Consider the following 26729-nt stretch of genomic DNA (forward strand, 5'->3'; position numbering starts at 1 on the left):
CGTGGCTGCCCGGAACAAGGCCCGCAAGCGCGCCTTCCAGATCCTCTTCGAGGCCGACCAGCGCGGTGAGTCCGTGCAGACGGTCCTCGCGGACTGGGTCCGGCACTCGCGGACCGACGACCGTCAGCCCCCGGTCGGCGAATTCACGATGGAACTCGTCGAGGGGTACGCGCGGTACGCGAACCGGATCGACGACCTCATCGTCACGTACGCCGTGGACTGGGAGATCGACCGCATGCCGGTCGTCGACCGCAGCATCCTCAGGCTCGGCGCGTACGAGCTGATCTGGATGGACGAGACGCCGGACGCCGTCGTCATCGACGAGGCGGTCCAGCTCGCCAAGGAGTTCTCCACGGACGACTCCCCGTCCTTCGTGAACGGCATGCTGGCCCGTTTCAAGGACCTCAAGCCGAACCTGCGCCGCGAGCAGTAGCTCCGGGGCGCTGAGCTTCAGCCGACGAAGGCCCGCGGTCGACCCGACCGCGGGCCTTCGGCACGTCCGGGCGGTGAGGCCGCGGGCCTTCGTCGGCACGTCCGGGCGGCGAGGCCGCCCCTCGCGTCCCTCCGGGGCCGTCCCGCCCCTCCCGGGACCACCTCGCCCCTGCGCCCCTGCGGGGGCCGGATACGACGACGGGCCGACGGGGGAGACCCTCTCGGGTCCCTCCCCGCCGGCCCGGCGACAAGGTGTTCGTACGCGACACGGAGTCCGTACGGGCGGGGCTCGGAGCCCCGCCCAGGGACCTCAGCCCTCTTCGTGGGTGACGGCCCGGCGCGCGTCCGCGTCCAGTACGCCCCAGTTGATCAGCTGCTCCGTCAGCACGGAAGGCGACTGGTCGTAGATGACCGCGAGGGTGCGCAGGTCGTCCTGGCGGATCGAGAGGACCTTGCCGTTGTAGTCGCCGCGCTGGCTCTGGATCGTCGCGGCGTAACGCTGCAGCGGTCCGGCCTTCTCCGGCGGGACGTGGGCGAGGCGCTCCAGGTCCAGGACGAGCTTCGGCGGCGGCTCGGCCGCGCCGCCGGGGGTCGTGCCCGGCAGCAGCTCCTGGACGGGAACGCCGTAGAAGTCCGCCAGCTCCGCAAGACGCTGGACGGTCACCGCACGGTCGCCGCGCTCGTACGAGCCGACGACGACGGCCTTCCAACGGCCCTGCGACTTCTCCTCCACGCCGTGGAGGGAGAGGCCCTGCTGGGTGCGGATGGCGCGGAGCTTGGCCCCGAGCTGTTTTGCGTATTCGCTGGACATAAGGCTCCCCGGACGCTCGAACATGATGCGGCGCCGCCGCGTGGCTGGTGACTCACTGTGAGGTTACGCAGCGTTACTTGGATGCGTCAAGCCGGGAGGTCCCGAGCGGCTCCGCGGGGGGCCGGGTCGGGGGCTCCGGAACGGCCCTGGTACCGTGGAACACGTAGTTTTCAGATTTCCGACGTCCTTTAAGGTCCGTCCCGTGAGGCGGAGAAGGAGGTCCGTTTCTCAATGGACGCACAGCACGACGGCACCGGCAACGCGGCACGGCCCGTTCTGGAAGCCCCCGACATCGCCCGGGCCCTGACCAGGATCGCCCACGAGATCGTCGAACGCGCCAAGGGCGCCGACGACGTGGTGCTCCTCGGCATCCCCACCCGCGGCGTCTTCCTCGCCCGCAGGCTCGCCGCGAAGCTCGAAGAGATCACCGGCCGCGCGATGCCCGTCGGATCCCTCGACATCACGATGCACCGCGACGACCTGCGGATGCGCCCCGCGCGCGCCATCGGCCGCACCGACATCCCCGGTGACGGCGTCGACGAACGCCTCGTCGTCCTCGTCGACGACGTGCTCTTCTCCGGCCGCACGATCCGCGCCGCCCTCGACGCCCTCGGCGACATCGGCCGCCCCCGCGCCGTCCAGCTCGCGGTCCTGGTGGACCGCGGCCACCGCGAACTCCCCATCCGTGCCGACTACGTCGGCAAGAACCTCCCGACGTCGCACCGGGAGACGGTCACGGTCCAGCTCGCCGAGGAGGACGGCCGCGACGCCGTGCTGCTCGGAGCGCGGAGGACCGCCCCGGCAGGCGGGCACTAGCACCGCTACCGCTACCCGAACGGCGCTTCCGTAGGACCCGTCACCCGGTCCGTACGGCTGCCGCAGCACGCCCGCATGCCCGAAACCTCCACCACCCCGGAGAACACCCAGATGAAGCGCCACCTCATCTCGGCCGCCGACCTCACCCGCGACGACGCCGTCCTCATCCTCGACACCGCCGAGGAGATGGCCCGGGTCGCCGACCGGCCGATCAAGAAGCTCCCCACCCTGCGCGGCCGTACCGTCGTCAACCTCTTCTTCGAGGACTCGACGCGAACCCGCATCTCCTTCGAGGCCGCCGCCAAGCGCCTCTCCGCCGACGTCATCAACTTCTCCGCGAAGGGCTCGTCCGTCTCCAAGGGCGAATCCCTCAAGGACACCGCCCTGACCCTGGAGGCGATGGGCGCCGACGCCGTCGTCATCCGGCACCACGCCTCGGGCGCCCCGTACCGTCTCGCCACCTCCGGCTGGATCGACGGCGCGGTCGTCAACGCGGGCGACGGCACCCACGAGCACCCCACTCAGGCCCTGCTGGACGCCTTCACCATGCGCCGCCGGCTGGTCGGGGCCGACCAGGGCCTCGGCCGCGACCTCGAAGGCCGCCGGATCACCATCGTCGGCGACGTCCTGCACAGCCGGGTGGCCCGCTCCAACGTCCACCTGCTGACCACGCTCGGCGCCCACGTCACCCTGGTGGCCCCGCCCACCCTGCTGCCGATCGGCGTGGAGCAGTGGCCCTGCGACGTCAGCTACGGCCTGGACGAGGTGCTCCCGAAGTCCGACGCGGTGATGATGCTGCGTGTGCAGCGTGAGCGGATGAACGCCGCGTACTTCCCGACCGAGCGCGAGTACTCCCGCCGCTACGGCCTCAACGGCGACCGCATGGCGAAGATGCCCGAGCACAGCATCGTCATGCACCCCGGCCCGATGAACCGCGGCATGGAGATCACCGCCGAGGTCGCCGACTCCGACCGCTGCACCGCCGTCGAACAGGTCGCCAACGGCGTCTCCGTCCGCATGGCCGTGCTCTACCTGCTGCTGGGCGGCTCCGAGCCCGCCACCACCGCCCGTACCGAGGGGAACAAGTAACCATGAGCAAGATCCTTATCCGCGGCGCGCAGATCCTCGGTGGCGAAGTCCAGGACGTCCTGATCGACGGCGAGACCATCGCCGAGATCGGCACCGGCATCGAGGCGGCGGACGCCACCGTCGTCGAGGCGGCGGGCCGGATCCTGCTGCCCGGCCTGGTCGACCTCCACACCCACCTGCGCGAGCCCGGCCGCGAGGACTCCGAGACCGTCCTGACCGGCACCAAGGCCGCCGCGGTCGGCGGCTTCACCGCCGTGCACGCCATGGCCAACACCTTCCCCGTCGCCGACACCGCCGGCGTGGTCGAGCAGGTCTGGCGGCTCGGCAAGGAGTCCGGCTACTGCGACGTCCAGCCGATCGGCGCCGTCACCGTCGGCCTGGAGGGCAAGCAGCTCGCCGAGCTCGGCGCCATGCACGACTCGGCCGCCGGAGTGAAGGTCTTCTCCGACGACGGCAAGTGCGTCGACGACGCCGTGATCATGCGCCGCGCCCTGGAGTACGTGAAGGCCTTCGACGGCGTCGTCGCCCAGCACGCCCAGGAACCCCGCCTCACCGAGGGCGCCCAGATGAACGAGGGCACCGTCTCCGCCGAGCTCGGCCTCGGCGGCTGGCCCGCCGTCGCCGAGGAGTCGATCATCGCGCGCGACGTGCTGCTCGCCGCCCACGTCGACTCCCGGGTGCACATCTGCCACCTGTCGACCGCCGGTTCCGTCGAGATCGTCCGCTGGGCCAAGTCCAAGGGCTGGAACGTCACCGCCGAGGTCACCCCGCACCACCTGCTCCTCACCGACGAGCTGGTCCGCTCGTACAACCCCGTCTACAAGGTGAACCCGCCGCTGCGCACCGAGGCCGACGTCCTGGCCCTGCGCGAGGCGCTCGCCGACGGCACCATCGACTGCGTCGCCACCGACCACGCCCCGCACCCGCACGAGGACAAGGACTGCGAGTGGGCCGCGGCGGCGATGGGCATGGTGGGCCTGGAGACCGCGCTCTCCGTGGTCCAGCAGACGATGGTCGAGACCGGTCTGCTCGACTGGGCGGGCGTCGCCGACCGCATGTCGTTCCGCCCGGCGGCCATCGGCCGGCTCGACGGACACGGCCGCCCCGTCTCGCCGGGTGAGCCCGCCAACCTCGTACTCGTCGATCCGGCATACCGTGGGACCGTGGACCCCGCGGGCTTCGCGTCCCGCAGCCGCAACACCCCCTACGAGGGCCGTGAGCTGCCGGGACGGGTCACCCACACCTTCCTGCGGGGCCGTGCCACGGTCGTCGACGGGAAGCTCACGTGACAAAACTGACCCCCCTGTACCAGCTGGCCGCCGAACAGAAGTCGGCCCAAGTGACCGACTGGTCCGCCCGGATCAGCTGGGTCGTCGGAATACTGGTCTTCGTGGCCTTCGTCTACTGGCTGATGCGCCAGGGATGGAAGTGGCGCGGCAGCCTCCAGTCCGACCTGCCGGAGCTCGCGGCCACCCCCGAGGGGTTCGCGGACGGCACCCCGCTCCTGAAGCTCACCGGCCGCTACCACGGCTCCACCACCGCAGGGCAGTGGCTCGACCGGATCGTCGCGCACGGTCTCGGCACCCGCAGCCGGGTCGAGCTCACCCTCACGGAGCAGGGCCTGGACGTCGTACGCCCCGGGGCGGCCGGCTTCTTCGTGCCGGCCGCCGCCCTGCGCGAGGCCCGGCACGAGCGGGCGATCGCGGGCAAGGTCCTCCCCGAGGGCGGCCTGCTGGTCATCACCTGGGCCCACGGCGACAAGCTGATCGACTCCGGGTTCCGCGCCGACCAGGCGGCCGGGCACCAGGCCTGGATCGACACCCTCACCTCTCTCACCAGCACTACGGAAGGCACCGCACGATGACGATCTCCACCCGGGGAGCCGCACAAGCTCCCGCCGTACTCGTCCTGGAGGACGGCCGCATCTTCCGCGGCCGTGCCTACGGGGCCGTGGGGGAGACCTTCGGCGAGGCCGTTTTCTCCACCGGCATGACCGGCTACCAGGAGACGCTGACCGACCCCTCGTACGACCGCCAGATCGTCGTCGCCACCGCGCCGCAGATCGGCAACACCGGCTGGAACGACGAGGACGACGAGTCCTCCCGCATCTGGGTCTCCGGCTACGTCGTGCGCGACCCCGCACGCGTCCCGTCCAACTGGCGCTCGCGCCGCTCCCTGGACGAGGAGCTCAGCAAGCAGGGCGTCGTCGGGATCTCCGGCATCGACACCCGCGCCCTCACCCGCCACCTGCGCGAGCGCGGCGCGATGCGCTCCGGCGTCTTCTCCGGCGAGGCTCTCGCCCCCGACGCCGAGCTGCTCGCCCGCGTCCAGGCCCAGCCGCAGATGAAGGGCGCCAGCCTGTACGAGGAGGTCGCCACCAAGGAGGCCTACACCGTCCCGGCGATCGGCGAGAAGAAGTTCACCGTCGCCGCCATCGACCTCGGCATCAAGGGCATGACCCCGCGCCGGATGGCTGAACGCGGCATCGAGGTGCACGTGCTCCCCGCCACCGCCACGGTCGAGGACGTCTACGCCGTCGCCCCCGACGGTGTGTTCTTCTCCAACGGCCCCGGCGACCCCGCCACCGCCGACGGCCCGGTCGCGCTGATGCGCGCCGTGCTGGAGCGCAGGACGCCGCTCTTCGGCATCTGCTTCGGCAACCAGATCCTCGGCCGCGCCCTCGGCTTCGGCACCTACAAGCTGAAGTACGGCCACCGGGGCATCAACCAGCCCGTCCAGGACCGGACGACCGGCAAGGTCGAGGTCACCGCGCACAACCACGGCTTCGCCGTCGACGCGCCCCTGGACAAGATCTCGGACACCGAGTTCGGCCGCGCCGAGGTCTCCCACGTCTGCCTGAACGACCAGGTCGTCGAAGGTCTGCACCTCCTCGACCAGCCCGCGTTCAGCGTCCAGTACCACCCCGAAGCAGCCGCGGGCCCGCACGACGCCGCGTACCTCTTCGACCGTTTCGTCACCCTGATGGAGGGCCAGCGTGCCTAAGCGCTCCGATATCCAGTCCGTCCTGGTCATCGGCTCCGGCCCGATCGTCATCGGCCAGGCCGCCGAGTTCGACTACTCCGGTACCCAGGCGTGCCGCGTGCTCAAGGCCGAGGGCCTGCGCGTCATCCTGGTCAACTCCAACCCGGCCACGATCATGACCGACCCGGAGATCGCCGACGCCACCTACGTCGAGCCGATCACCCCCGAGTTCGTCGAGAAGATCATCGCCAAGGAGCGCCCCGACGCCCTCCTGCCGACGCTGGGCGGTCAGACCGCGCTCAACACCGCCATCTCCATGCACGACAACGGCGTGCTGGAGAAGTACGGCGTCGAGTTGATCGGCGCCAACGTCGAGGCGATCAACAAGGGCGAGGACCGCGACCTCTTCAAGGGCGTCGTCGAAGCCGTCCGCGAGAAGATCGGCCACGGCGAGTCCGCCCGCTCGGTCATCTGCCACACGATGGACGACGTCATCCAGGGCGTCGAGACCCTCGGCGGCTACCCCGTCGTCGTCCGCCCCTCCTTCACCATGGGCGGCGCCGGCTCCGGCTTCGCCCACGACGAGGAGGAGCTGCGCCGCATCGCCGGACAGGGCCTCACCCTCTCGCCGACCACCGAGGTGCTCCTGGAGGAGTCCATCCTCGGCTGGAAGGAGTACGAGCTGGAGCTGATGCGCGACAAGAACGACAACGTCGTGGTCGTCTGCTCCATCGAGAACTTCGACCCGATGGGCGTCCACACCGGCGACTCCATCACCGTCGCCCCGTCGATGACGCTCACCGACCGCGAGTACCAGCGGCTGCGCGACATCGGCATCGCGATCATCCGCGAGGTCGGCGTCGACACCGGCGGCTGCAACATCCAGTTCGCCATCGACCCCACCGACGGCCGGATCATCGTCATCGAGATGAACCCGCGCGTCTCCCGGTCCTCGGCGCTCGCCTCCAAGGCCACCGGCTTCCCGATCGCCAAGATCGCCGCCAAGCTGGCCGTCGGCTACACGCTCGACGAGATCCCGAACGACATCACGGAGAAGACCCCGGCCTCCTTCGAGCCCTCGCTCGACTACGTCGTGGTCAAGGCCCCGCGCTTCGCCTTCGAGAAGTTCCCCTCCGCCGACTCCACCCTCACCACCACCATGAAGTCGGTGGGCGAGGCCATGGCGATCGGCCGCAACTTCACCGAGGCGCTGCAGAAGGCGCTCCGCTCGCTGGAGAAGAAGGGCTCGCAGTTCGCCTTCACCGGCGAGCCCGGCGACAAGGACGCCCTGCTCGCCGAGTCGGTCCGCCCCACCGACGGCCGCATCAACACCGTCATGCAGGCGATCCGCGCCGGTGCCACCCCCGAGGAGGTCTTCGACGCCACGAAGATCGACCCGTGGTTCGTGGACCAGCTCTTCCTGATCAAGGAGATCGCCGACGGGCTGGCCTCCGCCGAGCGCCTCGACGCCGACGTGATCGCCGAGGCCAAGCGCCACGGCTTCTCCGACGCGCAGATCGCCGAGATCCGCGGCCTGGGCGAGGACGTCGTCCGCGAGGTCCGCCACGCGCTGGGCATCCGCCCGGTCTACAAGACGGTCGACACCTGCGCCGCCGAGTTCGCCGCGAAGACCCCGTACTTCTACTCCTCGTACGACGAGGAGAGCGAGGTCGCGCCCCGTACCAAGCCCGCGGTGATCATCCTCGGCTCGGGCCCGAACCGTATCGGCCAGGGCATCGAGTTCGACTACTCCTGCGTCCACGCCTCCTTCGCGCTGAGCGACGCCGGCTACGAGACCGTGATGGTCAACTGCAACCCGGAGACCGTCTCCACCGATTACGACACCTCCGACCGGCTGTACTTCGAGCCGCTCACCCTGGAGGACGTCCTGGAGATCGTCCACGCGGAGACGCTGGCCGGTCCCGTCGCGGGCGTCGTCGTCCAGCTCGGCGGCCAGACCCCGCTGGGCCTGTCGCAGGCGCTCAAGGACAACGGCGTGCCCGTCGTCGGCACGTCCCCCGAGGCGATCCACGCCGCCGAGGACCGCGGCGCCTTCGGCCGGGTGCTCGCCGAGGCCGGCCTGCCCGCGCCGAAGCACGGCACCGCCACCACCTTCGACGAGGCCAAGGCCATCGCCGACGAGATCGGCTACCCGGTCCTGGTGCGCCCGTCGTACGTCCTCGGCGGACGCGGCATGGAGATCGTCTACGACGAGACCCGCCTGTCCTCGTACATCGCCGAGTCCACCGAGATCAGCCCCACCCGGCCGGTCCTGGTCGACCGCTTCCTCGACGACGCGATCGAGATCGACGTCGACGCGCTCTACGACGGCACCGAGCTCTACCTCGGCGGCGTCATGGAGCACATCGAGGAGGCCGGTATCCACTCCGGCGACTCCGCCTGCGCGCTGCCCCCGATCACCCTCGGCGGCCACGACATCAAGCGCCTGCGGGTCTCCACCGAGGGCATCGCCAAGGGCGTCGGCGTCCGCGGACTGATCAACATCCAGTTCGCGCTCTCCGGCGACATCCTCTACGTCCTGGAGGCCAACCCCCGCGCCTCCCGGACCGTCCCCTTCACCTCGAAGGCGACCGCCGTCCCGCTCGCCAAGGCCGCCGCCCGCATCTCGCTGGGCGCGACCATCGCCGAGCTGCGCGCCGAGGGCCTGCTGCCGGCCCAGGGCGACGGCGGCACCCTGCCGCTGGACGCGCCGATCTCCGTCAAGGAGGCCGTCATGCCGTGGTCGCGCTTCCGCGACATCCACGGCCGCGGCGTGGACACCGTCCTCGGCCCGGAGATGCGTTCGACCGGTGAGGTCATGGGCATCGACTCGGCCTTCGGGACGGCCTACGCCAAGTCCCAGGCCGGCGCCTACGGCCCGCTGCCCGTCAAGGGCCGCGCGTTCATCTCGGTCGCCAACCGCGACAAGCGCTCGATGATCTTCCCGGCCCGGGAGCTCGTCGCCCACGGCTTCGAGCTGATGGCGACCTCCGGCACCGCCGAGGTCCTCAAGCGCAACGGCATCAACGCCACCGTCGTGCGCAAGCAGTCCGAGGGCGAGGGCCCGAACGGCGAGAAGACCATCGTCCAGCTCATCCACGACGGCCAGGTCGACCTCATCGTCAACACGCCGTACGGCACCGGCGGCCGGCTCGACGGCTACGAGATCCGGACCGCCGCGGTGGCCCGCTCGGTGCCGTGCCTGACGACCGTCCAGGCGCTCGCCGCCGCGGTCCAGGGCATCGACGCGCTCCGGCGCGGAGACGTCGGCGTACGGTCCCTGCAGGAGCACGCCGAGCACCTGACGGCGGCCCGCGACTAGTCGGTACGGACGGACCGGCCCGGACCCTTCTGGGTCCGGGCCGGCCAGGCAAGGGGGACACCGGTCTGCGGTGTCCCCCTCTTCGTGAGGACACCTTCGATGTACAAGTTCTTCTTCCAGCTGGTCTTCAAGCGGATGGACCCCGAGCAGGCCCACTACCTGGCCTTCCGGTGGATCCGTCTCGCCGCCCGTACCCCCGTCCTGCGGACGTACGTCGCCGCGGTGCTCGCCCCCCGGTACAAGGCCCTGCGCACCGAGGCCCTCGGCCTGCGGATGCACGGCCCCTTCGGCCTCGCCGCCGGCTTCGACAAGAACGCGATCGCGATCGACGGCATGGCGATGCTCGGCTTCGACCACGTCGAGATCGGCACCGTGACCGGCGAGCCGCAGCCCGGCAACCCCAAGAAGCGGCTCTTCCGCCTCGTCGCCGACCGCGCCCTGATCAACCGCATGGGCTTCAACAACGAGGGCTCCGCCGCCGTCGCCGCCCGCCTCGGCGCCCGTGAGCCCGTCTTCCGCACCACCGTCGGCGTCAACATCGGCAAGACCAAGGTGGTCCCGGAGGCCGAGGCCGCCGCCGACTACGTGAAGTCCACCGAGCGCCTCGCGGCCCACGCCGACTACCTCGTGGTCAACGTCTCCTCGCCCAACACCCCCGGCCTGCGCAACCTCCAGGCCACCGAGGCGCTGCGCCCGCTGCTGACCGCCGTGCGCGAGGCCGCCGACCGCACCGTGACCGACCGCCGCGTCCCGCTCCTGGTCAAGATCGCCCCCGACCTCGCGGACGAGGACGTCGACGCCGTCGCCGACCTCGCCGTGGAACTCGGCCTCGACGGCATCATCGCCACCAACACCACCATCGCCCGCGACGGCCTCGGCCTGCGCTCGCCCGCCTCCCTGACCGGGGAGACCGGCGGACTCTCCGGCGCCCCGCTCAAGGGACGCTCCCTGGAGGTCCTGAGGCGGCTGTACGAGCGCGTGGGCGACCGGATCACCCTGGTGGGTGTCGGAGGCATCGAGAACGCCGAGGACGCCTGGCAGCGCATCCTGGCCGGCGCGACCCTCGTCCAGGGGTACAGCGCCTTCATCTACGAGGGCCCGTTCTACGCCCGCGCGATCCACAAGGGGCTGGCCGCCCGGCTCGCCGCATCCCCGTACGCCACGCTCGCCGAAGCCGTCGGCGCCGACACCCGGAAGGCCGCCCAGTGACCCGTGAAGCAGTGACCCTCGAAACAGCGCCCCTCGAACCCTTCGGCGCCCGCCTGCGCCGCGCCATGGACACCCGCGGACCGCTCTGCGTCGGCATCGACCCGCACGCCTCGCTGCTCGCCTCCTGGGGCCTGTCCGACGACATCGCGGGCCTGGAGCGCTTCACCCGTACGGTCGTCGAGGCGCTCGCCGACCGGGTCGCCGTCCTCAAGCCGCAGTCCGCGTTCTTCGAGCGCTTCGGCTCGCGCGGCGTGGCCGTCCTGGAGACGGCCGTCGCCGAGGCCCGCTCGGCCGGCGCGCTCGTCCTCATGGACGCCAAGCGCGGCGACATCGGCTCCACCATGGGTGCCTACGCGGCCACCTACCTGGACAAGGACTCCCCGCTCTTCTCGGACGCGGTCACCGTCTCGCCCTACCTCGGCTTCGGATCGCTGCGCCCCGCGCTCGACGCCGCCGCCGTCTCCGGCGCGGGCGTCTTCGTGCTGGCGCTCACCTCCAACCCGGAGGGCGCCGAGGTGCAGCGCGCGACCGCGGCCGACGGCCGCTCGCTGGCCCAGCTGATGCTCGACCACATGGCCGCCGAGAACGCCGGGGCCGAGCCGCTCGGCTCGGTCGGCGCGGTGGTCGGCGCGACCCTCGGGGACGCCGGGGTGAACCTGGCGATCAACGGTCCGCTGCTCGCTCCGGGCATCGGCGCCCAGGGCGCCACCCCGGCCGATCTGCCGGGCGTGTTCGGCGACGCGGTGGGCAACGTGGTGCCGAGCGTGAGCCGGGGTGTTCTCCGTCACGGACCCGACGCGGCGGGTCTGCGCGAGGCCGCCGAACGCTTCGCCGACGAGGTCCGTACGGCCGTTCACGGATAGTTGAATGCGACACATAACAGCGCGTTGACGAATTCCTGAGCAAAATACCGGCCTTTATGCCGGAAATGTCCTGGTCGGCCAAGGCTGACCAGGACTTTTCGTTCGTTCTCGCTGACTCCGGAGCGGTTGGCCGCTAGTCTCCGTCGAGAGCCAACGAGCACAGGTTGTTGTTCGTGCCGTTGTTCGTGGCTCGCGAGGTGTGGGGCGACAGGTTCCTCACCGGTCCGTATCCGACAGATCGACATCCGAGGTGACGTAGGCGTGGCTCTTCCGCCCCTTACCCCTGAACAGCGCGCAGCCGCGCTCGAAAAGGCCGCCGCGGCTCGCCGGGAGCGGGCCGAGGTCAAGAATCGACTCAAGCACTCCGGCGCCTCGCTCCACGAGGTCATCAAGCAGGGTCGGGAGAACGACGTCATCGGCAAGATGAAGGTCTCCGCACTCCTTGAGTCCCTGCCGGGCGTGGGCAAGGTCCGCGCCAAGCAGATCATGGAGCGTCTCGGGATCTCCGAGAGCCGTAGGGTCCGGGGTCTCGGCTCCAATCAGATCGCATCCCTGGAGCGAGAGTTCGGCGGCACAGCCGCCTGACGTTCTCAGGCACCCCTGAGAACCTGGATAATCGCTGCATGGCTGCTTCATCCCGGGGGACGTCCCCCGTACCCCCGGACGTACGTCCGCGGCTGACCGTGCTCTCCGGCCCCTCCGGGGTCGGCAAGAGCACGGTCGTCGCGCATATGCGCAAGGTCCACCCCGAAGTCTGGCTCTCGGTGTCGGCGACGACCCGCAAGCCGCGACCCGGTGAGAGCAACGGCGTCCACTACTTCTTCGTGGACGACCAGGAGTTCGACAAGCTGATCGCCAACGGCGAGCTGCTCGAATGGGCGGAGTTCGCGGGAAACCGCTACGGCACCCCCCGCCGGGCCGTCCTCGACCGCCTGGAGAACGGCGAGCCGGTGCTGCTGGAGATCGACCTCCAGGGCGCCCGGCTGGTCCGCGAGTCGATGGCTGACGCGCGGCTCGTCTTCCTGGCCCCGCCGAGCTGGGACGAGCTGGTCCGCCGGCTCACCGGCCGGGGCACCGAGTCGCCCGAGGTGATCGAGCGCAGGCTCGCCGCCGCCCGGGTCGAACTGGCCGCCGAGGCCGAGTTCGACACCACCCTCGTCAACACCTCCGTCGAGGACGTCGCACGCGAGCTGCTAGCCTTGATGCTTCAGGCTTCCGACCACCGTGCCACGAGCGACTGAGAGAGCGACGCGAACGGCCTCACAGCCGACGCCGAGTCTCAGCCGCACCGCACGGATCACCGCCGGCCGGCAGCCGCAGCATCAAAGATCTCTTTGATCTACACCCCCTTCGGAAGGCAGAGAGTGTCCTCTTCCATCACCACGCCCGAGGGCATCATCAACCCGCCGATTGATGAGCTCCTCGAAGCCACCGACTCGAAGTACAGCCTCGTGATCTACGCCGCCAAGCGCGCGCGCCAGATCAACGCGTACTACTCGCAGCTCGGTGAAGGCCTCCTCGAGTACGTCGGTCCGCTCGTCGACACCCACGTGCACGAGAAGCCGCTGTCGATCGCGCTCCGCGAGATCAACGCCGGCCTGCTGACCTCCGAGGCCATCGAGGGCCCCGCGCAGTAAGCAGCCGCACCTCCTGCCCCAGGCGGGAAGAACGCACCTTCACCCCGGGCCCGGCGGATCATCCGCCGGGCCCGGGGTGTGTCCGTGGTGCGGGCGGAGACCCGGCCCGCCGGACACCGGTCCGCGCCGGTGGGGCAGCATGGAAGGACACCGAGCCGAGTGCGGGGAGACGCAGTGGAGAAGCCGAAGGTCGTTCTGGGGGTCAGCGGAGGCATCGCCGCGTACAAGGCGTGCGAGCTGCTCCGCCGGCTGACCGAGTCCGGGCACGACGTGACCGTGGTGCCCACCGCGGCCTCGCTGCACTTCGTCGGCGCCGCGACCTGGTCCGCGCTCTCCGGGCACCCGGTCTCCACCGAGGTCTGGAACGACGTCCACGAGGTGCCCCACGTGCGCACCGGGCAGGCCGCCGACCTCGTCGTGGTCGCCCCGGCCACCGCCGACATGCTCGCCAGGGCGGCCCACGGGCTCGCCGACGACCTGCTCACCAACACCCTGCTCACGGCCCGCTGTCCGGTCGTGTTCGCGCCCGCGATGCACACCGAGATGTGGGAGCACCCCGCCACCCAGGAGAACGTCGCCACCCTGCGGCGCCGGGGCGCCGTGGTCATCGAGCCCGCGGTCGGCCGGCTCACCGGTGTGGACACCGGCAAGGGACGGCTCCCCGACCCCGCCGAGATCTTCGAGGTCTGCCGCCGGGTGCTGGCGCGGGGCGTCGCGGCGCCCGATCTCGCGGGACGCCACGTGGTGGTCAGCGCCGGAGGCACCCGAGAGCCGCTCGACCCCGTCCGCTACCTGGGCAACCGTTCCTCCGGCAAGCAGGGGTACGCCCTCGCGCGCACAGCCGTCGCCCGCGGCGCCCGGGTCACCCTGATCGAGGCGAACACCGGTCTGCCCGAGCCGGCCGGTGCCGACGTGGTCCACGTGGGAACCGCGGTCCAGCTGCGGGAGGCCGTGCTGAAGGCGGCCGCCGACGCGGACGCGGTGGTGATGGCCGCCGCCGTCGCCGACTTCCGGCCCGTCACCTACGCCACGGGCAAGATCAAGAAGCGCGACGGCCAAGCGGATCCGGTCATTGAGCTCCTGCGGAATCCGGACATCCTCGCCGAGCTCTCCACCGAACGGACCGCACCCGGACAGGTGGTCGTGGGCTTCGCGGCCGAGACCGACGACGTGCTCGCCAACGGGCGCGAAAAACTTCGCCGCAAGGGGTGCGACCTCCTCGTCGTCAACGAGGTGGGGGAGCGCAAGACCTTCGGTTCCCAGGACAACGAAGCGGTGGTCCTGGCCGCGGACGGAAGCGAAACGGCCGTGCCGCACGGGCCCAAGGAGGCCCTCGCCGACACTGTGTGGGATCTGGTAGCCGCACGTTTCCCGGGGTAGATTCACCCCCGCCGCACCCGCGGCCGGGGCGGAGGAGAAAATAGGGCTCCAGAGTGCTTCCGCAGGAGGGCCCGACCCCCCGAATTCGTCAGTGCCGCACGTCACAGAGCTCCCAAGGGGCGAGACGCGTGGCCCAACCGTCGGAAGCGACCGATAAACTGGTCGCGGAACGTGCCGGGCGCAGCTCCCGACCGTCCACCCATGATCAGCCAGCAGCCGCTGCAACCCCAGGGAGCGATGTGTCCCGCCGTCTCTTCACCTCGGAATCCGTCACCGAGGGTCACCCCGACAAGATCGCTGACCAGATCAGCGACACGATTCTCGACGCGCTCCTGCGCGAGGACCCCACCTCGCGCGTCGCCGTCGAGACCTTGATCACCACTGGTCTGGTGCATGTCGCGGGTGAGGTCACGACCAAGGCCTACGCCGACATTCCCAACCTCGTGCGCAACAAGATCCTGGAGATCGGCTACGACTCCTCCAAGAAGGGCTTCGACGGCGCCTCCTGCGGCGTCTCGGTGTCCATCGGAGCGCAGTCCCCGGACATCGCCCAGGGTGTCGACACCGCGTACGAGAAGCGGGTGCTGGGTGCGGCCGCCGTCGAGGACGACGAGCTCGACAAGCAGGGCGCCGGCGACCAGGGCCTGATGTTCGGCTACGCCTGCGACGAGACGCCCGAGCTGATGCCGCTCCCGATCTACTTGGCGCACCGGCTCTCCCGCCGGCTCTCCGACGTCCGCAAGAACGGCACCATCCCCTACCTGCGCCCCGACGGCAAGACGCAGGTCACCATCGAGTACGACGGCGACAAGGCCGTCCGCCTCGACACGGTCGTGGTGTCCTCGCAGCACGCCTCGGACATCGACCTCGACTCGCTGCTCGCCCCCGACATCCGCGAGTTCGTCGTGGAGCACGTGCTGGCGCAGCTCATCGAGGACGGCATCAAGCTCGACACCGAGGGCTACCGCCTCCTGGTGAACCCGACCGGCCGCTTCGAGATCGGCGGCCCGATGGGCGACGCCGGCCTCACCGGCCGCAAGATCATCATCGACACCTACGGCGGCATGGCCCGCCACGGTGGCGGCGCCTTCTCGGGCAAGGACCCGTCGAAGGTCGACCGTTCGGCCGCGTACGCCATGCGCTGGGTGGCCAAGAACGTCGTCGCCGCCGGGCTCGCCGCCCGCTGCGAGGTGCAGGTCGCGTACGCGATCGGCAAGGCCGAGCCGGTCGGTCTGTTCGTCGAGACCTTCGGCACCGCCGCGGTCGACACCGACAAGATCGAGCACGCCATCGGCGAGGTCTTCGACCTCCGCCCGGCCGCGATCATCCGCGACCTGGACCTGCTCCGCCCGATCTACGCGCAGACCGCGGCGTACGGCCACTTCGGCCGCGAGCTCCCCGACTTCACGTGGGAGCGCACCGACCGGGTGGACGCGCTGCGCGCCGCCGCCGGTCTCTGATCCCGCCGGTCCGCACGAGGACCCGCAGGTCTACGTACGGCCGGGGCCCGGCACCGTCACCACGGTGTCCGGGCCCCGGCCGTTGCCGTGCGCCGTGCACTGTCGGACCCCTCTGGTAGGAATGTGGCTGTGAGCAGCGAGGACGGGCGGGCGGACGAGCCCGGGGACGGCATGCCGGAGCAGCTTGCCCTCATCCGGGAGACCGTGCGCCGGGCGAAGGTGCCGCGCGCCAAGCCGCGTACCTGGCGCGGCGCCCCGCTCGCCGCCGAGCTGCCCGTCGCCCGGGTCCTGGTGAACAAGGGCGTGCTCCACCTCGACCAGTACTTCGACTACGCGGTGCCCGAGGAGCTCGACGCCGACGCACAGCCCGGCGTCCGGGTGCGGGTGCGGTTCGGCGCCGGCGGACGCCAGGTCCGGGGCGGCCGGCGCGAGGGCGGCGGGCTGATCGACGGGTTCCTCGTCGAGCGGCGGGCGGAGTCGGACTACCAGGGCACGCTGGCCGCGCTCGCCTACGTCGTCTCCCCGGAGCCGGTCCTCTCGCCGGAGCTGCTCGGGCTGGCGCGCGCGGTCGCCGACCGGTACGCGGGCAGTCTCGCCGACGTGCTCCAGCTGGCGGTGCCGCCGCGCAACGGCCGCGCCGAAGGCAAGCCCTCGCCCCAGCCGCTGCCGCCGCCCCCGCCCCCCGCGCCGGGCAGCTGGGAACGGTACGCCCAGGGGCCCGGGTACCTGCGCGCGCTCGCCGAGGGCGGCGCACCCAGGGCCGTCTGGACCGCCCTGCCCGGACCGCACTGGCCGCACGAGATCGCCCGCGCCGTCGCGGCCACCCTCTCCTCGGGACGCGGCGCGCTCGTCGTGGTCCCCGACGGCCGGACGGCCGGACGGGTCGACGCCGCGCTGACCGCACTGCTCGGGCCGGGCCTGCACGCCCTGCTCACCGCGGAGTCCGGCCCGGAGAAGCGGTACCGCCAGTGGCTCGCCGTCCGGCGCGGCTCGGTGCGGGCGGTGGTCGGGACACGGGCCGCGATGTTCGCACCCGTCGCCGACCTCGGCCTCGTCGTGATCTGGGACGACGGCGACTCCAGCCACAGCGACGACAACGCCCCCTTCCCCCACGTCCGGGAGGTGCTGGAGCTCCGGGCCGCCCACGAGCGGTGCGGGTTCCTCCTCGGCGCCACCGGCTGCACGGTGGAGGCCGCGCAGCTGGTCGAGACCGGCTGGGCCCTGCCGCTGGCCGCCACCCGCGACCACGTACGCCGCGCCGCCCCGATGATCCGCACCATCGGCGACGAGCAGCTCGCCCGGGACGGCGCCGCGCGCACCGCCCGGCTGCCCAGCCTGGCGTGGCAGACCGCCCGCGACGGACTGCGCGAGGGCCCGGTCCTCGTGCAGGTCCCGCGCCGCGGATACGCCCCCCGGCTCGCCTGCGAGCGCTGCCGCACCCCGGCCCGCTGCCGCCATTGCGCCGGACCGCTCCAGGCCCAGGACCAGCGGGAACTCGACTGCGCCTGGTGCGGACGGCCCGAGCACGGCTGGCACTGCGCCACGTGCGGGGCCACCCGGCTGCGCGCGCAGATCGTCGGGGCCAGGCGGACGGCGGACGAACTCGGCCGCGCCTTCCCCAAGGTGCCGGTCCGCACCTCGGGGCGCGACCACATCCTGGACGAGGTGCCGGGCGAACCCGCCCTCGTGGTGAGCACACCCGGCGCCGAACCCGTCGCCCAGGGCGGCTACGCCGCGGCACTGCTCCTCGACGGCTGGGCCATGCTCGGCCGGCCCGACCTCCGGGCGGGCGAGGAGGCGCTGCGCCGCTGGATCGCCGCCGCCTCACTGGTCCGGGGCCAGGAGGAGGGCGGCACCGTGGTCGTCGTGGCCGAGCCGACACTCGGCCCCGTCCAGGCCCTGGTGCGGTGGGACCCCGCCGGGTTCGCGCGCCGGGAGCTGGCCGAGCGCGCCGAACTCGGCTTTCCGCCCGTCTCCCGGATGGCCTCGGTCACGGGCACGCCCGGGGCGCTCACCGCGTTCCTGGAGAGCGCGAGTCTGCCGCCGGAGGCCGAGATCCTCGGGCCCGTACCGGTGCCCTCCGCCGGACCCGGCCGACCGCGCCGGGCCGGGGACGCGCCGCTCGGCGAGACCTGGGAGCGGCTGCTGATCCGCGTGGTCCCCGGACGCGGCGCCGCGCTCGCCGCCGCGCTGAAGACCGCCCAGGCCGCGCGGACCGCCCGGGGCGGTGCGGAGCCCGTACGCATCAGGATCGACCCGCCCGACATCGGCTGAGGCGGGCGGGCCGGGCCGGTGGTGCGTCGGGGGCAGCCTTCCCGTCGCGTGGGCCCGGCTGCTCCGGCTCCGTCGCGCCGGCCGTACCGTCAGCCGTTGCGCGGGCCGGGGAAGACGCCCGGCCGCATCTCCCCGCGCAGCGGCGCTCCCTGCGAGGGCTGCGGGGGCATCGACCGGGCCGCGGGGACGGACGGCACCGGGGCGCCCGCGGCGGGCGGCATCCCCGGTTCGGCGGTGACCGGCGCGGGGCGCCCGGCCGTGGCCTCGGCGCTCTCCCCGGCGGGCTGCGGAGTCGTTCGGCGCGCGCCGTAACGGCGGTGTACCGCCTGCTTGGTGACGCCCAGGGCCGAACCCACCGCGTCCCAGGAGAATCCCAGCGAACGATCGAAGTCGACCGCCGCGGTGACGAGCGTCTCGACACTGTCCCGCAGCTCCTGGGCCAGACGGACCGTGGGGGCCGGGGCCCGTCCGTAGACCACGAAGCCCGCGGACGGCCCCGAGCGGCGCGGACGGTAGACGTTGCCCAGCTGCGCGGTGAGGGTGCGCAGTGCGTCCACCTGCCGCCTGACCCGCTCGATGTCCCGCACCAGGAGATGCAGACTGGCCCGCGCTTGGGCGTCGTGCGTTGCGTGGTCGGCCATGAAGAAGCCTCTCGAACCGGCGTTGAAAGGGATCGGGCCGCCGCAGCGCGGCGACTCGCTTCGGTCAATCTCCTTTGACCAACGCCCGACCGGCCCTTGTGGTCACGCTCTCCGGCCGTTTCCGCATGTGCGCCGGGCGTACGCCGCGTGTGCGCCCCCCTTGGGCGCGGCGAGCGACCCCCCGAGGGCCCGACCCCGTCACGGCCGGTCCGCACCGCCTAGACTGGTGCGTCGCTCGTCACCGTAAGCCCGCCCGAGAGGCAGTCAGCCACCCATGAAGCTCGTCTTCGCAGGCACCCCCGAGGTAGCAGTCCCCGCCCTGGACGCTCTGATCGCCTCCGGCCGCCACGAGGTGGCCGCCGTGGTCACGCGTCCCGACGCACCGGCGGGCCGGGGACGGCGGCTGGTCGCCAGCCCGGTCGCCGAGCGCGCCGAGGAGGCCGGGATCGAGGTCCTCAAGCCGGCCCGCCCGCGCGACGAGGACTTCCTGGCCCGGCTGCGGGAGATCGCCCCGGACTGCTGCCCGGTCGTCGCCTACGGCGCGCTGCTGCCGAAGACCGCCCTGGACATCCCCGCCCGGGGCTGGGTCAACCTGCACTTCTCGCTGCTCCCCGCCTGGCGCGGCGCCGCACCCGTGCAGCACTCCGTGATGGCCGGGGACGAGGTCACCGGCGCCTCGACCTTCCTCATCGAGGAGGGCCTCGACTCGGGACCCGTCTACGGGGTCCTCACGGAAGAGGTCCGTCCGACCGACACCAGCGGCGACCTGCTGACCCGGCTCGCCTTCGCCGGATCCGGGCTGCTCGTCGCGACGATGGACGGCATCGAGGACGGCACCCTGCACGCGGTGCCCCAGCCGGCCGACGGGGTCACCCTCGCGCCGAAGATCACCGTCGAGGACGCCCAGGTGCAGTGGTCGGCGCCCGCCCTGCGGGTCGACCGGATCGTGCGCGGCTGCACCCCCGCCCCCGGCGCCTGGACGCTCTTCCGCGGCGAGCGCCTCAAGCTCGTCCAGGCCACCCCGGTGACCGACCGCCACGACCTCGCCCCGGGCGAGATCTCGGCCACCAAGAAGAACGTGTACGTGGGCACCGGCTCGCACGCCGTCGAACTGCTCTGGGTCCAGCCCCAGGGCAAGAAGCCCATGCAGGCCGCCGACTGGGCGCGCGGTGTCCGCATCGTCCCCGGTGAGCTGCTCGGACTGTAGCTCCGCGGTTCCGTCCCCGGGCCGGAGGCGACGTAGGCTGGGTGGGTTCGCCCCCTCACCATCAGCGGAGCACCTTTCACGTGAACGACCAGCCTCGTCGCCGTCCCGCCCAGCCCCACCGCCGCCCCAAGAAGGACCCGGTGCGGTTCCTGGCCTTCGAGGCCCTGCGGGCCGTCGACGAGCGGGACGCCTACGCCAACCTCGTGCTGCCCCCGCTGCTGAAGAAGGCCCGCGCCAAGGGCGACTTCGACGGCCGTGACGCGGCGCTGGCGACGGAGCTGGTCTACGGGACGCTGCGCCGGCAGGGCACGTACGACGCGATCGTGGCCGCCTGCATCGACCGGCCGCTGCGCGAGGTCGACCCGCCGGTGCTCGACGTCCTCAACATGGGCGTGCACCAGCTGCTCGGCACCCGCATCCCCACCCACGCCGCCGTCTCCGCCAGCGTCGAGCTGGCGCGCGTGGTGCTGGGGGAGGGGCGCGCCAAGTTCGTCAACGCGGTGCTGCGCAAGGTCACCGCGAAGGACCTGGACGCCTGGCTCGACCAGGTCGCGCCGCCCTTCGACGAGGACGCCGAGGCGCACCTCGCCGTGGTCCACTCGCACCCGCGCTGGGTGGTCTCCGCGCTGTGGGACTCCCTCGGCGGCGGCCGGGCCGGCATCGAGGACCTCCTCGAAGCCGACAACGAGCGCCCCGAGGTGACCCTGGTGGCCCGCCCCGGCAGGTCCACCACCGGTGAACTCGTCGAAGCCCTGGGCGAGGAGCAGTCGCTCCCCGGCCGCTGGTCGCCCTACGCCGTACGCATGGCCGAGGGCGGCGAGCCCGGCGCGCTGGCCGCCGTACGCGACGGCCGGGCCGGTGTGCAGGACGAGGGCAGCCAGCTCGTCGCCGCCGCCCTCGCCAACGCCCCGCTGGAGGGTGACGACACCCGCTGGCTCGACGGCTGCGCCGGTCCCGGCGGCAAGGCCGCGCTGCTGGCCGCGCTCGCCGCGGGACGGGGCGCCGCCCTGCTCGCCGCCGAGAAGCAGCCCCACCGCGCCCGGCTCGTGGAGCGGGCCCTGGCCGGCAACCCCGGCCCGTACCAGGTGATCACCGCCGACGGCACCCGCCCGCCGTGGCGGCCCGGCAGCTTCGACCGCATCCTCATGGACGTGCCCTGCTCCGGCCTGGGCGCGCTGCGCCGCCGCCCCGAGGCGCGCTGGCGCCGCCGGCCCGAGGACCTGGAGAGCTTCGCCCCGCTCCAGCGCGGGCTGCTGCGCGAGGCGCTGAAGGCGGTACGGGTCGGCGGGATCGTCGGTTACGCGACCTGCTCGCCCCACCTCGCCGAGACCCGGACCGTGGTGGAGGACGTCCTGAAGGGGCGCGGCGGCGACCCGGTCGAGGCGGAGTGGGTGGACGCCCGCCCCCTGATGCCGGGCGTCCCCGCACTGGGCGACGGCCCCGACGTGCAGCTCTGGCCCCATCTGCACGGTACCGACGCGATGTACCTCGCGCTGCTGCGGCGTACGGGCTGACCGGTCGGCCGGCCGGTCGGCGGGTTCCGGGCGGCGCGCGTTGCCCGAACCGTGACCACCCCGTGAGGCTTTGGGGCTCCCCGTGGCGGGGAAGCGGTCCGGAGCATGGCAGGCTTGGGGCATGGCCCAGATCAACCCCAGCATCCTCTCCGCCGACTTCGCCCGCCTCGCCGATGAGGCGAAGGCGGTTCAGGGCGCCGACTGGCTCCACGTCGACGTGATGGACAACCACTTCGTGCCCAACCTGACCCTCGGCGTGCCCATCGTGGAGTCGCTGAGCCGGGCCACAGACACCCCGCTCGACTGCCACCTCATGATCGAGAACCCGGACCGCTGGGCACCTCAGTACGTCGAGGCGGGTGCCGGCTCCGTCACCTTCCACGTGGAGGCGGCGGCGGCCCCGGTCAGGCTGGCGCGCGAGATCAGGGCCAAGGGCGCCCGTGCGTCGATGGCGCTCAAGCCGGCGACGCCCATCGAGCCGTACGAGGACCTGCTCCCCGAGCTCGACATGCTGCTCATCATGACGGTGGAACCGGGCTTCGGCGGGCAGGCGTTCCTCGACATCATGCTGCCGAAGATCCGCCGCACCCGGGACCTGATCTCCAAGCACGGGCTCGACCTGTGGCTGCAGATCGACGGCGGGGTCTCCGAGGAGACCATCGAGCGCTGTGCCGAGGCGGGCGCCGACGTCTTTGTCGCGGGTTCGGCGGTGTACGGGGCGTCCGACCCGGCCGCGGCGGTGCGCGCGCTGCGGGCGAAGGCGGAGGCGGCGACGGCCGCCGCGCCCTGGGCATGCGGCCACTGAGCCAAGGGCAGATGAACGCGGCCCGACGCGGCCGATCAAGTTCGCCGGATCTGACAGGATGAACGGCGTAGCGGGCATGTGAACAGCAGTGAGGAGATCGCGGTGTCTGGCATCTCGGCGGGTCGGTCAGCCATGCGGATGGGCCCCGCGGAGCTCGTGCAGGCGGCGGCCATGGCTCGACGGTTCTATCTGGAGGGCAAGTCCAAGATCCAGATCGCCGAGGAGTTCGGCGTCAGCCGCTTCAAGGTGGCCCGGGTCCTGGAGACGGCCCTCGAACGTGATCTCGTACGCATCGAGATCCGGGTGCCGGCCGAGCTGGACGCGGAGCGTTCCGACGCGCTGCGGTCCCGGTACGGGCTGCGCCACGCGGTCGTCGTGGAGTCCCCGGCGGACGAGCAGGACGACGCCCCCGACCCGGAGAACCTGGGCGAGGTCGCGGCCGATCTGCTCGGCGAGCTGGTGACCGAGGGCGATGTCCTCGGCCTGGCCTGGGGCCGGTCCACCATCCACATGGCGGCGGCGCTCGACCAGCTGCCGCCGTGCACGGTGGTCCAGCTGACCGGCGTGTACGACGCGGGCACGGCCGAGCGCGGGTCCGTGGAAGCGGTCCGCAGGGCCGCACAGGTCTCCGGCGGCGAGGCGCATCCCATCTACGCCCCGATGCTGCTGCCGGACCCGGCCACCGCGGCCGCGCTCCGCAACCAGACCGGGATCGCGCGCGCCTTCGACTACTTCGACAAGGTCACCGTCGCCGCGGTCTCCATCGGCTCCTGGGAGCCGGGCATCTCCACCGTCCACGACATGCTGTCGGACGACGAGCGCTCCCACTACGCCTCCCTCGGCGTCGCGGCCGAGATGTCCGCCCACCTCTTCGACGCCGAAGGGCGCCGGGTCGGCCGTGACCTGGGCGAGCGCTGCATCACCGTGGAGGCCGACCGGCTGCGCCGCATCCCCGAGGTCGTCGCCATCGCGGGCGGCCAGCGCAAGGCGGCGGCGATCGGCGCGGTGCTCCGCTCCGGCCTGGTGACCAGCCTGGTGACGGACACGGCGGCCGCCGAGTACCTGCTGACCGAGTCCGCCGCCGGAATCCGGCCCGCCCTGGAGCGGGCCGACCCGGACGGCCGCTGACGCACTTCCGTACACGGCAGGAGGCCGGCACCCCGCGACGGGGTGCCGGCCTCCTGCCGTGCGGGAGCCGGGGGTTCTCAGCCGCGCGCGTGGCCCGCGTGGTCGGCCGCGATGCCGAGTACGGCTTCCTCCAGGTACTGCCCGGGCTCCTCGTACTGGCTGACGTCGGCGGGGTTGTACCGGGGCGTCTGCCGGGACCAGTCGAGGTTGCCGCGCATCCAGCTGCGCATGCCGTCCAGATAGGGCACGAGCAGCCCGGACAGCTGCGGGTACAGCTCCAGGAGTTCGTCCTCCGCCGTCAGGAACCGCTCCGTCTCCGTGGCTATCCGGTCCGCGACCAGGTCGAGCGCCGCCTGCTCGCCCAGCCCGCGGTGGTGGCGGACGAGGTGGACGAGGTTGTGGATCTCGCCGAGCACCTGCTCCTTCTCGTAGGAGTAGACGTCGTTGGCCCAGCAGACCACGTTGCACGAGGCTTCGAGCGCGGTGATGAACCGGGGGTCGTTGTGGATCGACTCGGGTGCCTCGATGCCGGCGACGATCTCTATGAGGTCCATGCAGACGTGGATCGCCCCGGTGTGACGCCGCTTGGCTATGTACGTCTCCTCGGACGGGACCACGTCGTCCGCACGGTTCCCGGCCTCCCAGGTGGTGGCCGTGGTGAGGTACGCCACCAGGTGGAAGGCGAAGCGGGTGCGCCAGTGCGGGGCCACGCCCGGAGTCGTGCGTTCCCACAGGTCGGCCAGGGCCACGACGGCCCTGGGCAGGTCCTCGCCCGGCTCCGGGGCCGTGCCGTCCACGACGGCGCGCATCCTGGCGACGACGTCGCGTACCCGCTCGGGGTCGCGGCCGAGGTGGCCGTCGTCGAGCTGGTCGTCGACGAGGAAGAGCCAGACGAACCAGTCGGCCACCAGAGCCAGCTGCTCGGCGTCCGCCGTGGGGTGGACCATGCCGACGAACGCGGCGAAGTCGGCTTGTTCGAATCGCTCGCGCGCGGATTCGCGGTGCACCAGCCCGGTGCTGCGCGTCCAGCTGTCGAGGTGCTTTCGGACGTGCCCGACATGCGGATTCGTGCGCTGGGGAAACGGGCAGTAAATGTCCGGCAGTTCACTTTCCACGGGCGGATCCGGGTCCTCTCCGGTCATTCGCGTGACGGGCGGCCTGGGACGTTCTCTCTCGCGCCCCGGGTACCCCCAAGACCTGCGGATGGTGAAACTACCTGACTGCTTGTCACCTGGTCCAGCCTGGGAGATCGTCATTTATTCGAATTAAGTTCGATTATCTGAGTGTGGTGTGTACGTGTCATCGGATCGGGGTAGGTTCCGCCGGTCGGGGTATGCTCCCCGGCACCACCGTCGTGGGCTCTTGGATGAATCTACGAGCAGCGGTGGCCATTGCTGTGCCTTTTCCGGGGCGACCTGCGGCGATTCCCGTGGAACCATGGGTGTCATGCGTTTTCTCGAACCTGGCACCGGCCGCTACTCAGACACCCCCTCCGTCCCGTACGACCTCACGTACGACGATGTCTTCATGGTTCCGGGGCGTTCGGCGGTCGGATCGCGCCAAGGAGTGGATCTTTCCGCGCCCGACGGCACCGGGACGACCATCCCGCTGGTGGTGGCCAACATGACCGCCATCGCGGGCCGGCGGATGGCCGAGACCGTCGCCCGTCGCGGCGGCCTCGTCGTCATCCCGCAGGACATCCCCATCGAGGTCGTCACCGAGGTCATCTCCTGGGTCAAGACGCGCCACCTCGTCCTGGACACCCCGATCGTGCTGGCCCCCGGCCAGACCGTCGCGGACGCCCTCTCGCTGCTGCCCAAGCGCGCCCACGGCGCGGGCGTCGTGGTGGACGAGGACGGCAAGCCCGTCGGCGTCGTCACCGACCACGATCTGACCGGCGTGGACCGCTTCACGCAGCTCTCCGAGGTCATGTCCAAGGACCTGGTCGTGCTGGACGCGGACATCGACCCCCGCGAGGCCTTCAACCGGCTCGACACGGCCAACCGCAAGCTCGCCCCCGCCGTGGACGCGGAAGGCCGGCTCGTCGGCATCCTCACCCGCAAGGCCGCACTCCGCGCCACCCTGTACACCCCCGCCACCGACGCCGGCGGCAAGCTGCGCATCGCCGCCGCCGTCGGCATCAACGGGGACGTCGCGGGCAAGGCCAAGCAGCTCCTGGACGCCGGTGTGGACACCCTCGTCGTGGACACCGCCCACGGCCACCAGGAATCCATGATCAGCGCGGTCCGCGCGGTCCGCGCCCTCGACCCGAAGGTCCCGATCGTCGCGGGCAACATCGTCGCCGCCGAGGGCGTGCGCGATCTCGTCGAGGCGGGCGCGGACATCATCAAGGTCGGCGTCGGCCCCGGCGCCATGTGCACCACGCGGATGATGACCGGCGTGGGCCGCCCGCAGTTCTCCGCGGTGCTGGAGTGCGCCGCCGAGGCGAAGAAGTACGGCAAGCACGTCTGGGCGGACGGCGGCGTCCGCCACCCGCGCGACGTGGCCATGGCCCTCGCGGCCGGCGCGTCCAACGTGATGATCGGCTCCTGGTTCGCCGGTACGTACGAGTCGCCCGGAGACCTCCAGCAGTCGGCCGACGGCCGCTACTACAAGGAGTCGTTCGGCATGGCCTCGGCCCGCGCGGTGAAGAACCGCACGTCCGACGAGTCGGCCTACGACCGCGCCCGCAAGGCGCTCTTCGAGGAGGGCATCTCCACCTCGCGGATGTTCCTCGACCCGTCGCGTCCCGGCGTCGAGGACCTGATCGACTCGATCATCGCGGGTGTCCGCTCGTCCTGCACCTACGCCGGCGCCGCCTCCCTGGAGGAGTTCGCCGAGAAGGCGGTCGTGGGCGTGCAGAGCGCCGCCGGATACGCGGAGGGCAAGCCCCTCCACGCCAGCTGGAGTTGATCCGGCCGGTCGCTCCCGGCCCCCGGGCGCGTCTTCGGGCCGCCGCCTCCGGCCGGACGGCGGCGGTCCGACTACGCACCCGAGCAACTTCTGTGCCCCCCGCGGTGATCGGCCGCGGGGGGCACGGTCGTCCGCGGTGACAGACCGCGAGGGACACGGTCGTCCGGGGCGATCGACCGTGAGGACTCGGGCGCACGCGCGTTGTCCGGCCAAGGTCCCCCACTGGCCGGTCTGTTGCTTCAACTC

At 71.9% G+C, this 26729-nt stretch carries 23 protein-coding genes; 20 read left to right on the plus strand and 3 right to left on the minus strand.

Annotated features, from left to right (window positions below):
* Position 1: 1 nt before the first annotated feature.
* Positions 2-433: a transcription antitermination factor NusB gene (nusB, locus tag ACWCWD_RS19805; protein WP_327174692.1), complete on the plus strand. Its 432-nt coding sequence runs from the start codon at positions 2-4 to the stop codon at positions 431-433.
* Between the two features lie 309 nt (positions 434-742).
* Here nusB and bldD read toward each other — a convergent pair whose 3' ends face one another.
* On the minus strand, positions 743-1243 hold the full coding sequence (bldD, locus tag ACWCWD_RS19810) for a transcriptional regulator BldD (protein WP_327174691.1): 501 nt from the start codon (positions 1241-1243) through the stop codon (positions 743-745).
* A gap of 231 nt (positions 1244-1474) precedes the next feature.
* Between bldD and pyrR the strand changes: the two genes are divergently transcribed.
* The 14 genes from pyrR to ACWCWD_RS19880 all read left to right on the plus strand — a co-directional run bounded on the left by pyrR (position 1475) and on the right by ACWCWD_RS19880 (position 18275).
* Entirely contained in the window at positions 1475-2059 is a 585-nt protein-coding gene (gene pyrR, locus ACWCWD_RS19815) for a bifunctional pyr operon transcriptional regulator/uracil phosphoribosyltransferase PyrR (RefSeq protein ID WP_450774085.1), read from the plus strand.
* Positions 2060-2170: 111 nt separating this feature from the next.
* Positions 2171-3148, plus strand: a complete 978-nt coding sequence (locus ACWCWD_RS19820; protein WP_266702306.1) for an aspartate carbamoyltransferase catalytic subunit — start codon at positions 2171-2173, stop codon at positions 3146-3148.
* A 2-nt stretch (positions 3149-3150) separates the two neighbouring features.
* Positions 3151-4437 carry a dihydroorotase gene (locus ACWCWD_RS19825; protein ID WP_450774086.1) on the plus strand — a complete coding sequence of 429 codons (1287 nt, stop codon included), beginning with the start codon at positions 3151-3153 and terminating at the stop codon, positions 4435-4437.
* The gene (locus ACWCWD_RS19830; RefSeq protein ID WP_450774087.1) at positions 4434-5012 is read left to right on the plus strand and encodes a PH-like domain-containing protein; all 579 of its coding nucleotides are present in this window, start codon (positions 4434-4436) and stop codon (positions 5010-5012) included. The genes ACWCWD_RS19825 and ACWCWD_RS19830 overlap by 4 nt, the downstream gene beginning before the upstream one ends.
* Positions 5009-6151 carry a glutamine-hydrolyzing carbamoyl-phosphate synthase small subunit gene (gene carA / locus ACWCWD_RS19835; RefSeq protein ID WP_450774088.1) on the plus strand — a complete coding sequence of 381 codons (1143 nt, stop codon included), beginning with the start codon at positions 5009-5011 and terminating at the stop codon, positions 6149-6151. The genes ACWCWD_RS19830 and carA overlap by 4 nt, the downstream gene beginning before the upstream one ends.
* On the plus strand, positions 6144-9452 hold the full coding sequence (carB, locus tag ACWCWD_RS19840; RefSeq protein WP_450774089.1) for a carbamoyl-phosphate synthase large subunit: 3309 nt from the start codon (positions 6144-6146) through the stop codon (positions 9450-9452). The genes carA and carB overlap by 8 nt, the downstream gene beginning before the upstream one ends.
* Positions 9453-9551: 99 nt before the next feature.
* Entirely contained in the window at positions 9552-10661 is a 1110-nt protein-coding gene (locus ACWCWD_RS19845) for a quinone-dependent dihydroorotate dehydrogenase (RefSeq protein WP_450774090.1), read from the plus strand.
* Positions 10658-11524: an orotidine-5'-phosphate decarboxylase gene (gene pyrF / locus ACWCWD_RS19850; protein WP_450774091.1), complete on the plus strand. Its 867-nt coding sequence runs from the start codon at positions 10658-10660 to the stop codon at positions 11522-11524. The genes ACWCWD_RS19845 and pyrF overlap by 4 nt, the downstream gene beginning before the upstream one ends.
* Before the next feature lie 261 nt (positions 11525-11785).
* On the plus strand, positions 11786-12109 hold the full coding sequence (locus ACWCWD_RS19855) for an integration host factor (protein WP_327174683.1): 324 nt from the start codon (positions 11786-11788) through the stop codon (positions 12107-12109).
* A 38-nt stretch (positions 12110-12147) separates the two neighbouring features.
* On the plus strand, positions 12148-12765 hold the full coding sequence (gmk, locus tag ACWCWD_RS19860) for a guanylate kinase (protein ID WP_450774092.1): 618 nt from the start codon (positions 12148-12150) through the stop codon (positions 12763-12765).
* Positions 12766-12888: 123 nt separating this feature from the next.
* On the plus strand, positions 12889-13161 hold the full coding sequence (gene rpoZ, locus ACWCWD_RS19865) for a DNA-directed RNA polymerase subunit omega (protein WP_003970369.1): 273 nt from the start codon (positions 12889-12891) through the stop codon (positions 13159-13161).
* Positions 13162-13335: 174 nt separating this feature from the next.
* Positions 13336-14541: a bifunctional phosphopantothenoylcysteine decarboxylase/phosphopantothenate--cysteine ligase CoaBC gene (gene coaBC / locus ACWCWD_RS19870; RefSeq protein ID WP_450774093.1), complete on the plus strand. Its 1206-nt coding sequence runs from the start codon at positions 13336-13338 to the stop codon at positions 14539-14541.
* A 239-nt stretch (positions 14542-14780) separates the two neighbouring features.
* Positions 14781-16001 carry a methionine adenosyltransferase gene (metK, locus tag ACWCWD_RS19875; protein WP_450774094.1) on the plus strand — a complete coding sequence of 407 codons (1221 nt, stop codon included), beginning with the start codon at positions 14781-14783 and terminating at the stop codon, positions 15999-16001.
* Positions 16002-16172: 171 nt separating this feature from the next.
* On the plus strand, positions 16173-18275 hold the full coding sequence (locus ACWCWD_RS19880; RefSeq protein WP_450774188.1) for a primosomal protein N': 2103 nt from the start codon (positions 16173-16175) through the stop codon (positions 18273-18275).
* A gap of 89 nt (positions 18276-18364) precedes the next feature.
* On the opposite strand, the gene ACWCWD_RS19885 is transcribed toward ACWCWD_RS19880, so the two are convergent.
* On the minus strand, positions 18365-18916 hold the full coding sequence (locus tag ACWCWD_RS19885) for a hypothetical protein (RefSeq protein WP_450774095.1): 552 nt from the start codon (positions 18914-18916) through the stop codon (positions 18365-18367).
* Positions 18917-19190: 274 nt separating this feature from the next.
* On the opposite strand from ACWCWD_RS19885, the gene fmt reads away from it, so the two are divergent.
* From fmt to ACWCWD_RS19905, 4 genes are all read left to right on the plus strand, one after another.
* Positions 19191-20123: a methionyl-tRNA formyltransferase gene (gene fmt, locus ACWCWD_RS19890; protein WP_450774096.1), complete on the plus strand. Its 933-nt coding sequence runs from the start codon at positions 19191-19193 to the stop codon at positions 20121-20123.
* An 80-nt stretch (positions 20124-20203) separates the two neighbouring features.
* Positions 20204-21637, plus strand: a complete 1434-nt coding sequence (locus ACWCWD_RS19895; protein ID WP_450774097.1) for an RsmB/NOP family class I SAM-dependent RNA methyltransferase — start codon at positions 20204-20206, stop codon at positions 21635-21637.
* 121 nt (positions 21638-21758) lie between these two features.
* Complete coding sequence (gene rpe, locus ACWCWD_RS19900) at positions 21759-22442, plus strand: ribulose-phosphate 3-epimerase (RefSeq protein ID WP_450774098.1); 684 nt, start codon at positions 21759-21761, stop codon at positions 22440-22442.
* Positions 22443-22574: 132 nt separating this feature from the next.
* Positions 22575-23570: a sugar-binding transcriptional regulator gene (locus tag ACWCWD_RS19905; RefSeq protein ID WP_327179921.1), complete on the plus strand. Its 996-nt coding sequence runs from the start codon at positions 22575-22577 to the stop codon at positions 23568-23570.
* Positions 23571-23647: 77 nt separating this feature from the next.
* Here ACWCWD_RS19905 and ACWCWD_RS19910 read toward each other — a convergent pair whose 3' ends face one another.
* Positions 23648-24685 (minus strand): terpene synthase family protein, encoded by a 1038-nt coding sequence (locus ACWCWD_RS19910; protein WP_450774099.1) that lies wholly within the window; start codon positions 24683-24685, stop codon positions 23648-23650.
* Between the two features lie 331 nt (positions 24686-25016).
* Between ACWCWD_RS19910 and ACWCWD_RS19915 the strand changes: the two genes are divergently transcribed.
* On the plus strand, positions 25017-26483 hold the full coding sequence (locus ACWCWD_RS19915; RefSeq protein WP_450774100.1) for a GuaB1 family IMP dehydrogenase-related protein: 1467 nt from the start codon (positions 25017-25019) through the stop codon (positions 26481-26483).
* Positions 26484-26729: the final 246 nt, after the last annotated feature.

It is taken from the genome of Streptomyces sp. NPDC001493 (assembly GCF_053597235.1).

Excerpts from the sequence above, each read along its gene's own strand:
- ACWCWD_RS19820 (WP_266702306.1), top strand. The coding sequence starts at position 2,171 with ATGAAGCGCCACCTCATCTCGGCCGCCGACCTCACCCGCGACGACGCC.
- gmk (WP_450774092.1), top strand. The coding sequence starts at position 12,148 with ATGGCTGCTTCATCCCGGGGGACGTCCCCCGTACCCCCGGACGTACGT.
- ACWCWD_RS19905 (WP_327179921.1), top strand. The coding sequence starts at position 22,575 with ATGCGGATGGGCCCCGCGGAGCTCGTGCAGGCGGCGGCCATGGCTCGA.
- bldD (WP_327174691.1), bottom strand. The coding sequence starts at position 1,243 with ATGTCCAGCGAATACGCAAAACAGCTCGGGGCCAAGCTCCGCGCCATC.
- ACWCWD_RS19845 (WP_450774090.1), top strand. The coding sequence starts at position 9,552 with ATGTACAAGTTCTTCTTCCAGCTGGTCTTCAAGCGGATGGACCCCGAG.
- ACWCWD_RS19915 (WP_450774100.1), top strand. The coding sequence starts at position 25,017 with ATGCGTTTTCTCGAACCTGGCACCGGCCGCTACTCAGACACCCCCTCC.
- ACWCWD_RS19885 (WP_450774095.1), bottom strand. The coding sequence starts at position 18,916 with ATGGCCGACCACGCAACGCACGACGCCCAAGCGCGGGCCAGTCTGCAT.
- fmt (WP_450774096.1), top strand. The coding sequence starts at position 19,191 with ATGAAGCTCGTCTTCGCAGGCACCCCCGAGGTAGCAGTCCCCGCCCTG.
- pyrR (WP_450774085.1), top strand. The coding sequence starts at position 1,475 with ATGGACGCACAGCACGACGGCACCGGCAACGCGGCACGGCCCGTTCTG.
- ACWCWD_RS19825 (WP_450774086.1), top strand. The coding sequence starts at position 3,151 with ATGAGCAAGATCCTTATCCGCGGCGCGCAGATCCTCGGTGGCGAAGTC.
- ACWCWD_RS19880 (WP_450774188.1), top strand. The coding sequence starts at position 16,173 with ATGCCGGAGCAGCTTGCCCTCATCCGGGAGACCGTGCGCCGGGCGAAG.
- rpe (WP_450774098.1), top strand. The coding sequence starts at position 21,759 with ATGGCCCAGATCAACCCCAGCATCCTCTCCGCCGACTTCGCCCGCCTC.
- carA (WP_450774088.1), top strand. The coding sequence starts at position 5,009 with ATGACGATCTCCACCCGGGGAGCCGCACAAGCTCCCGCCGTACTCGTC.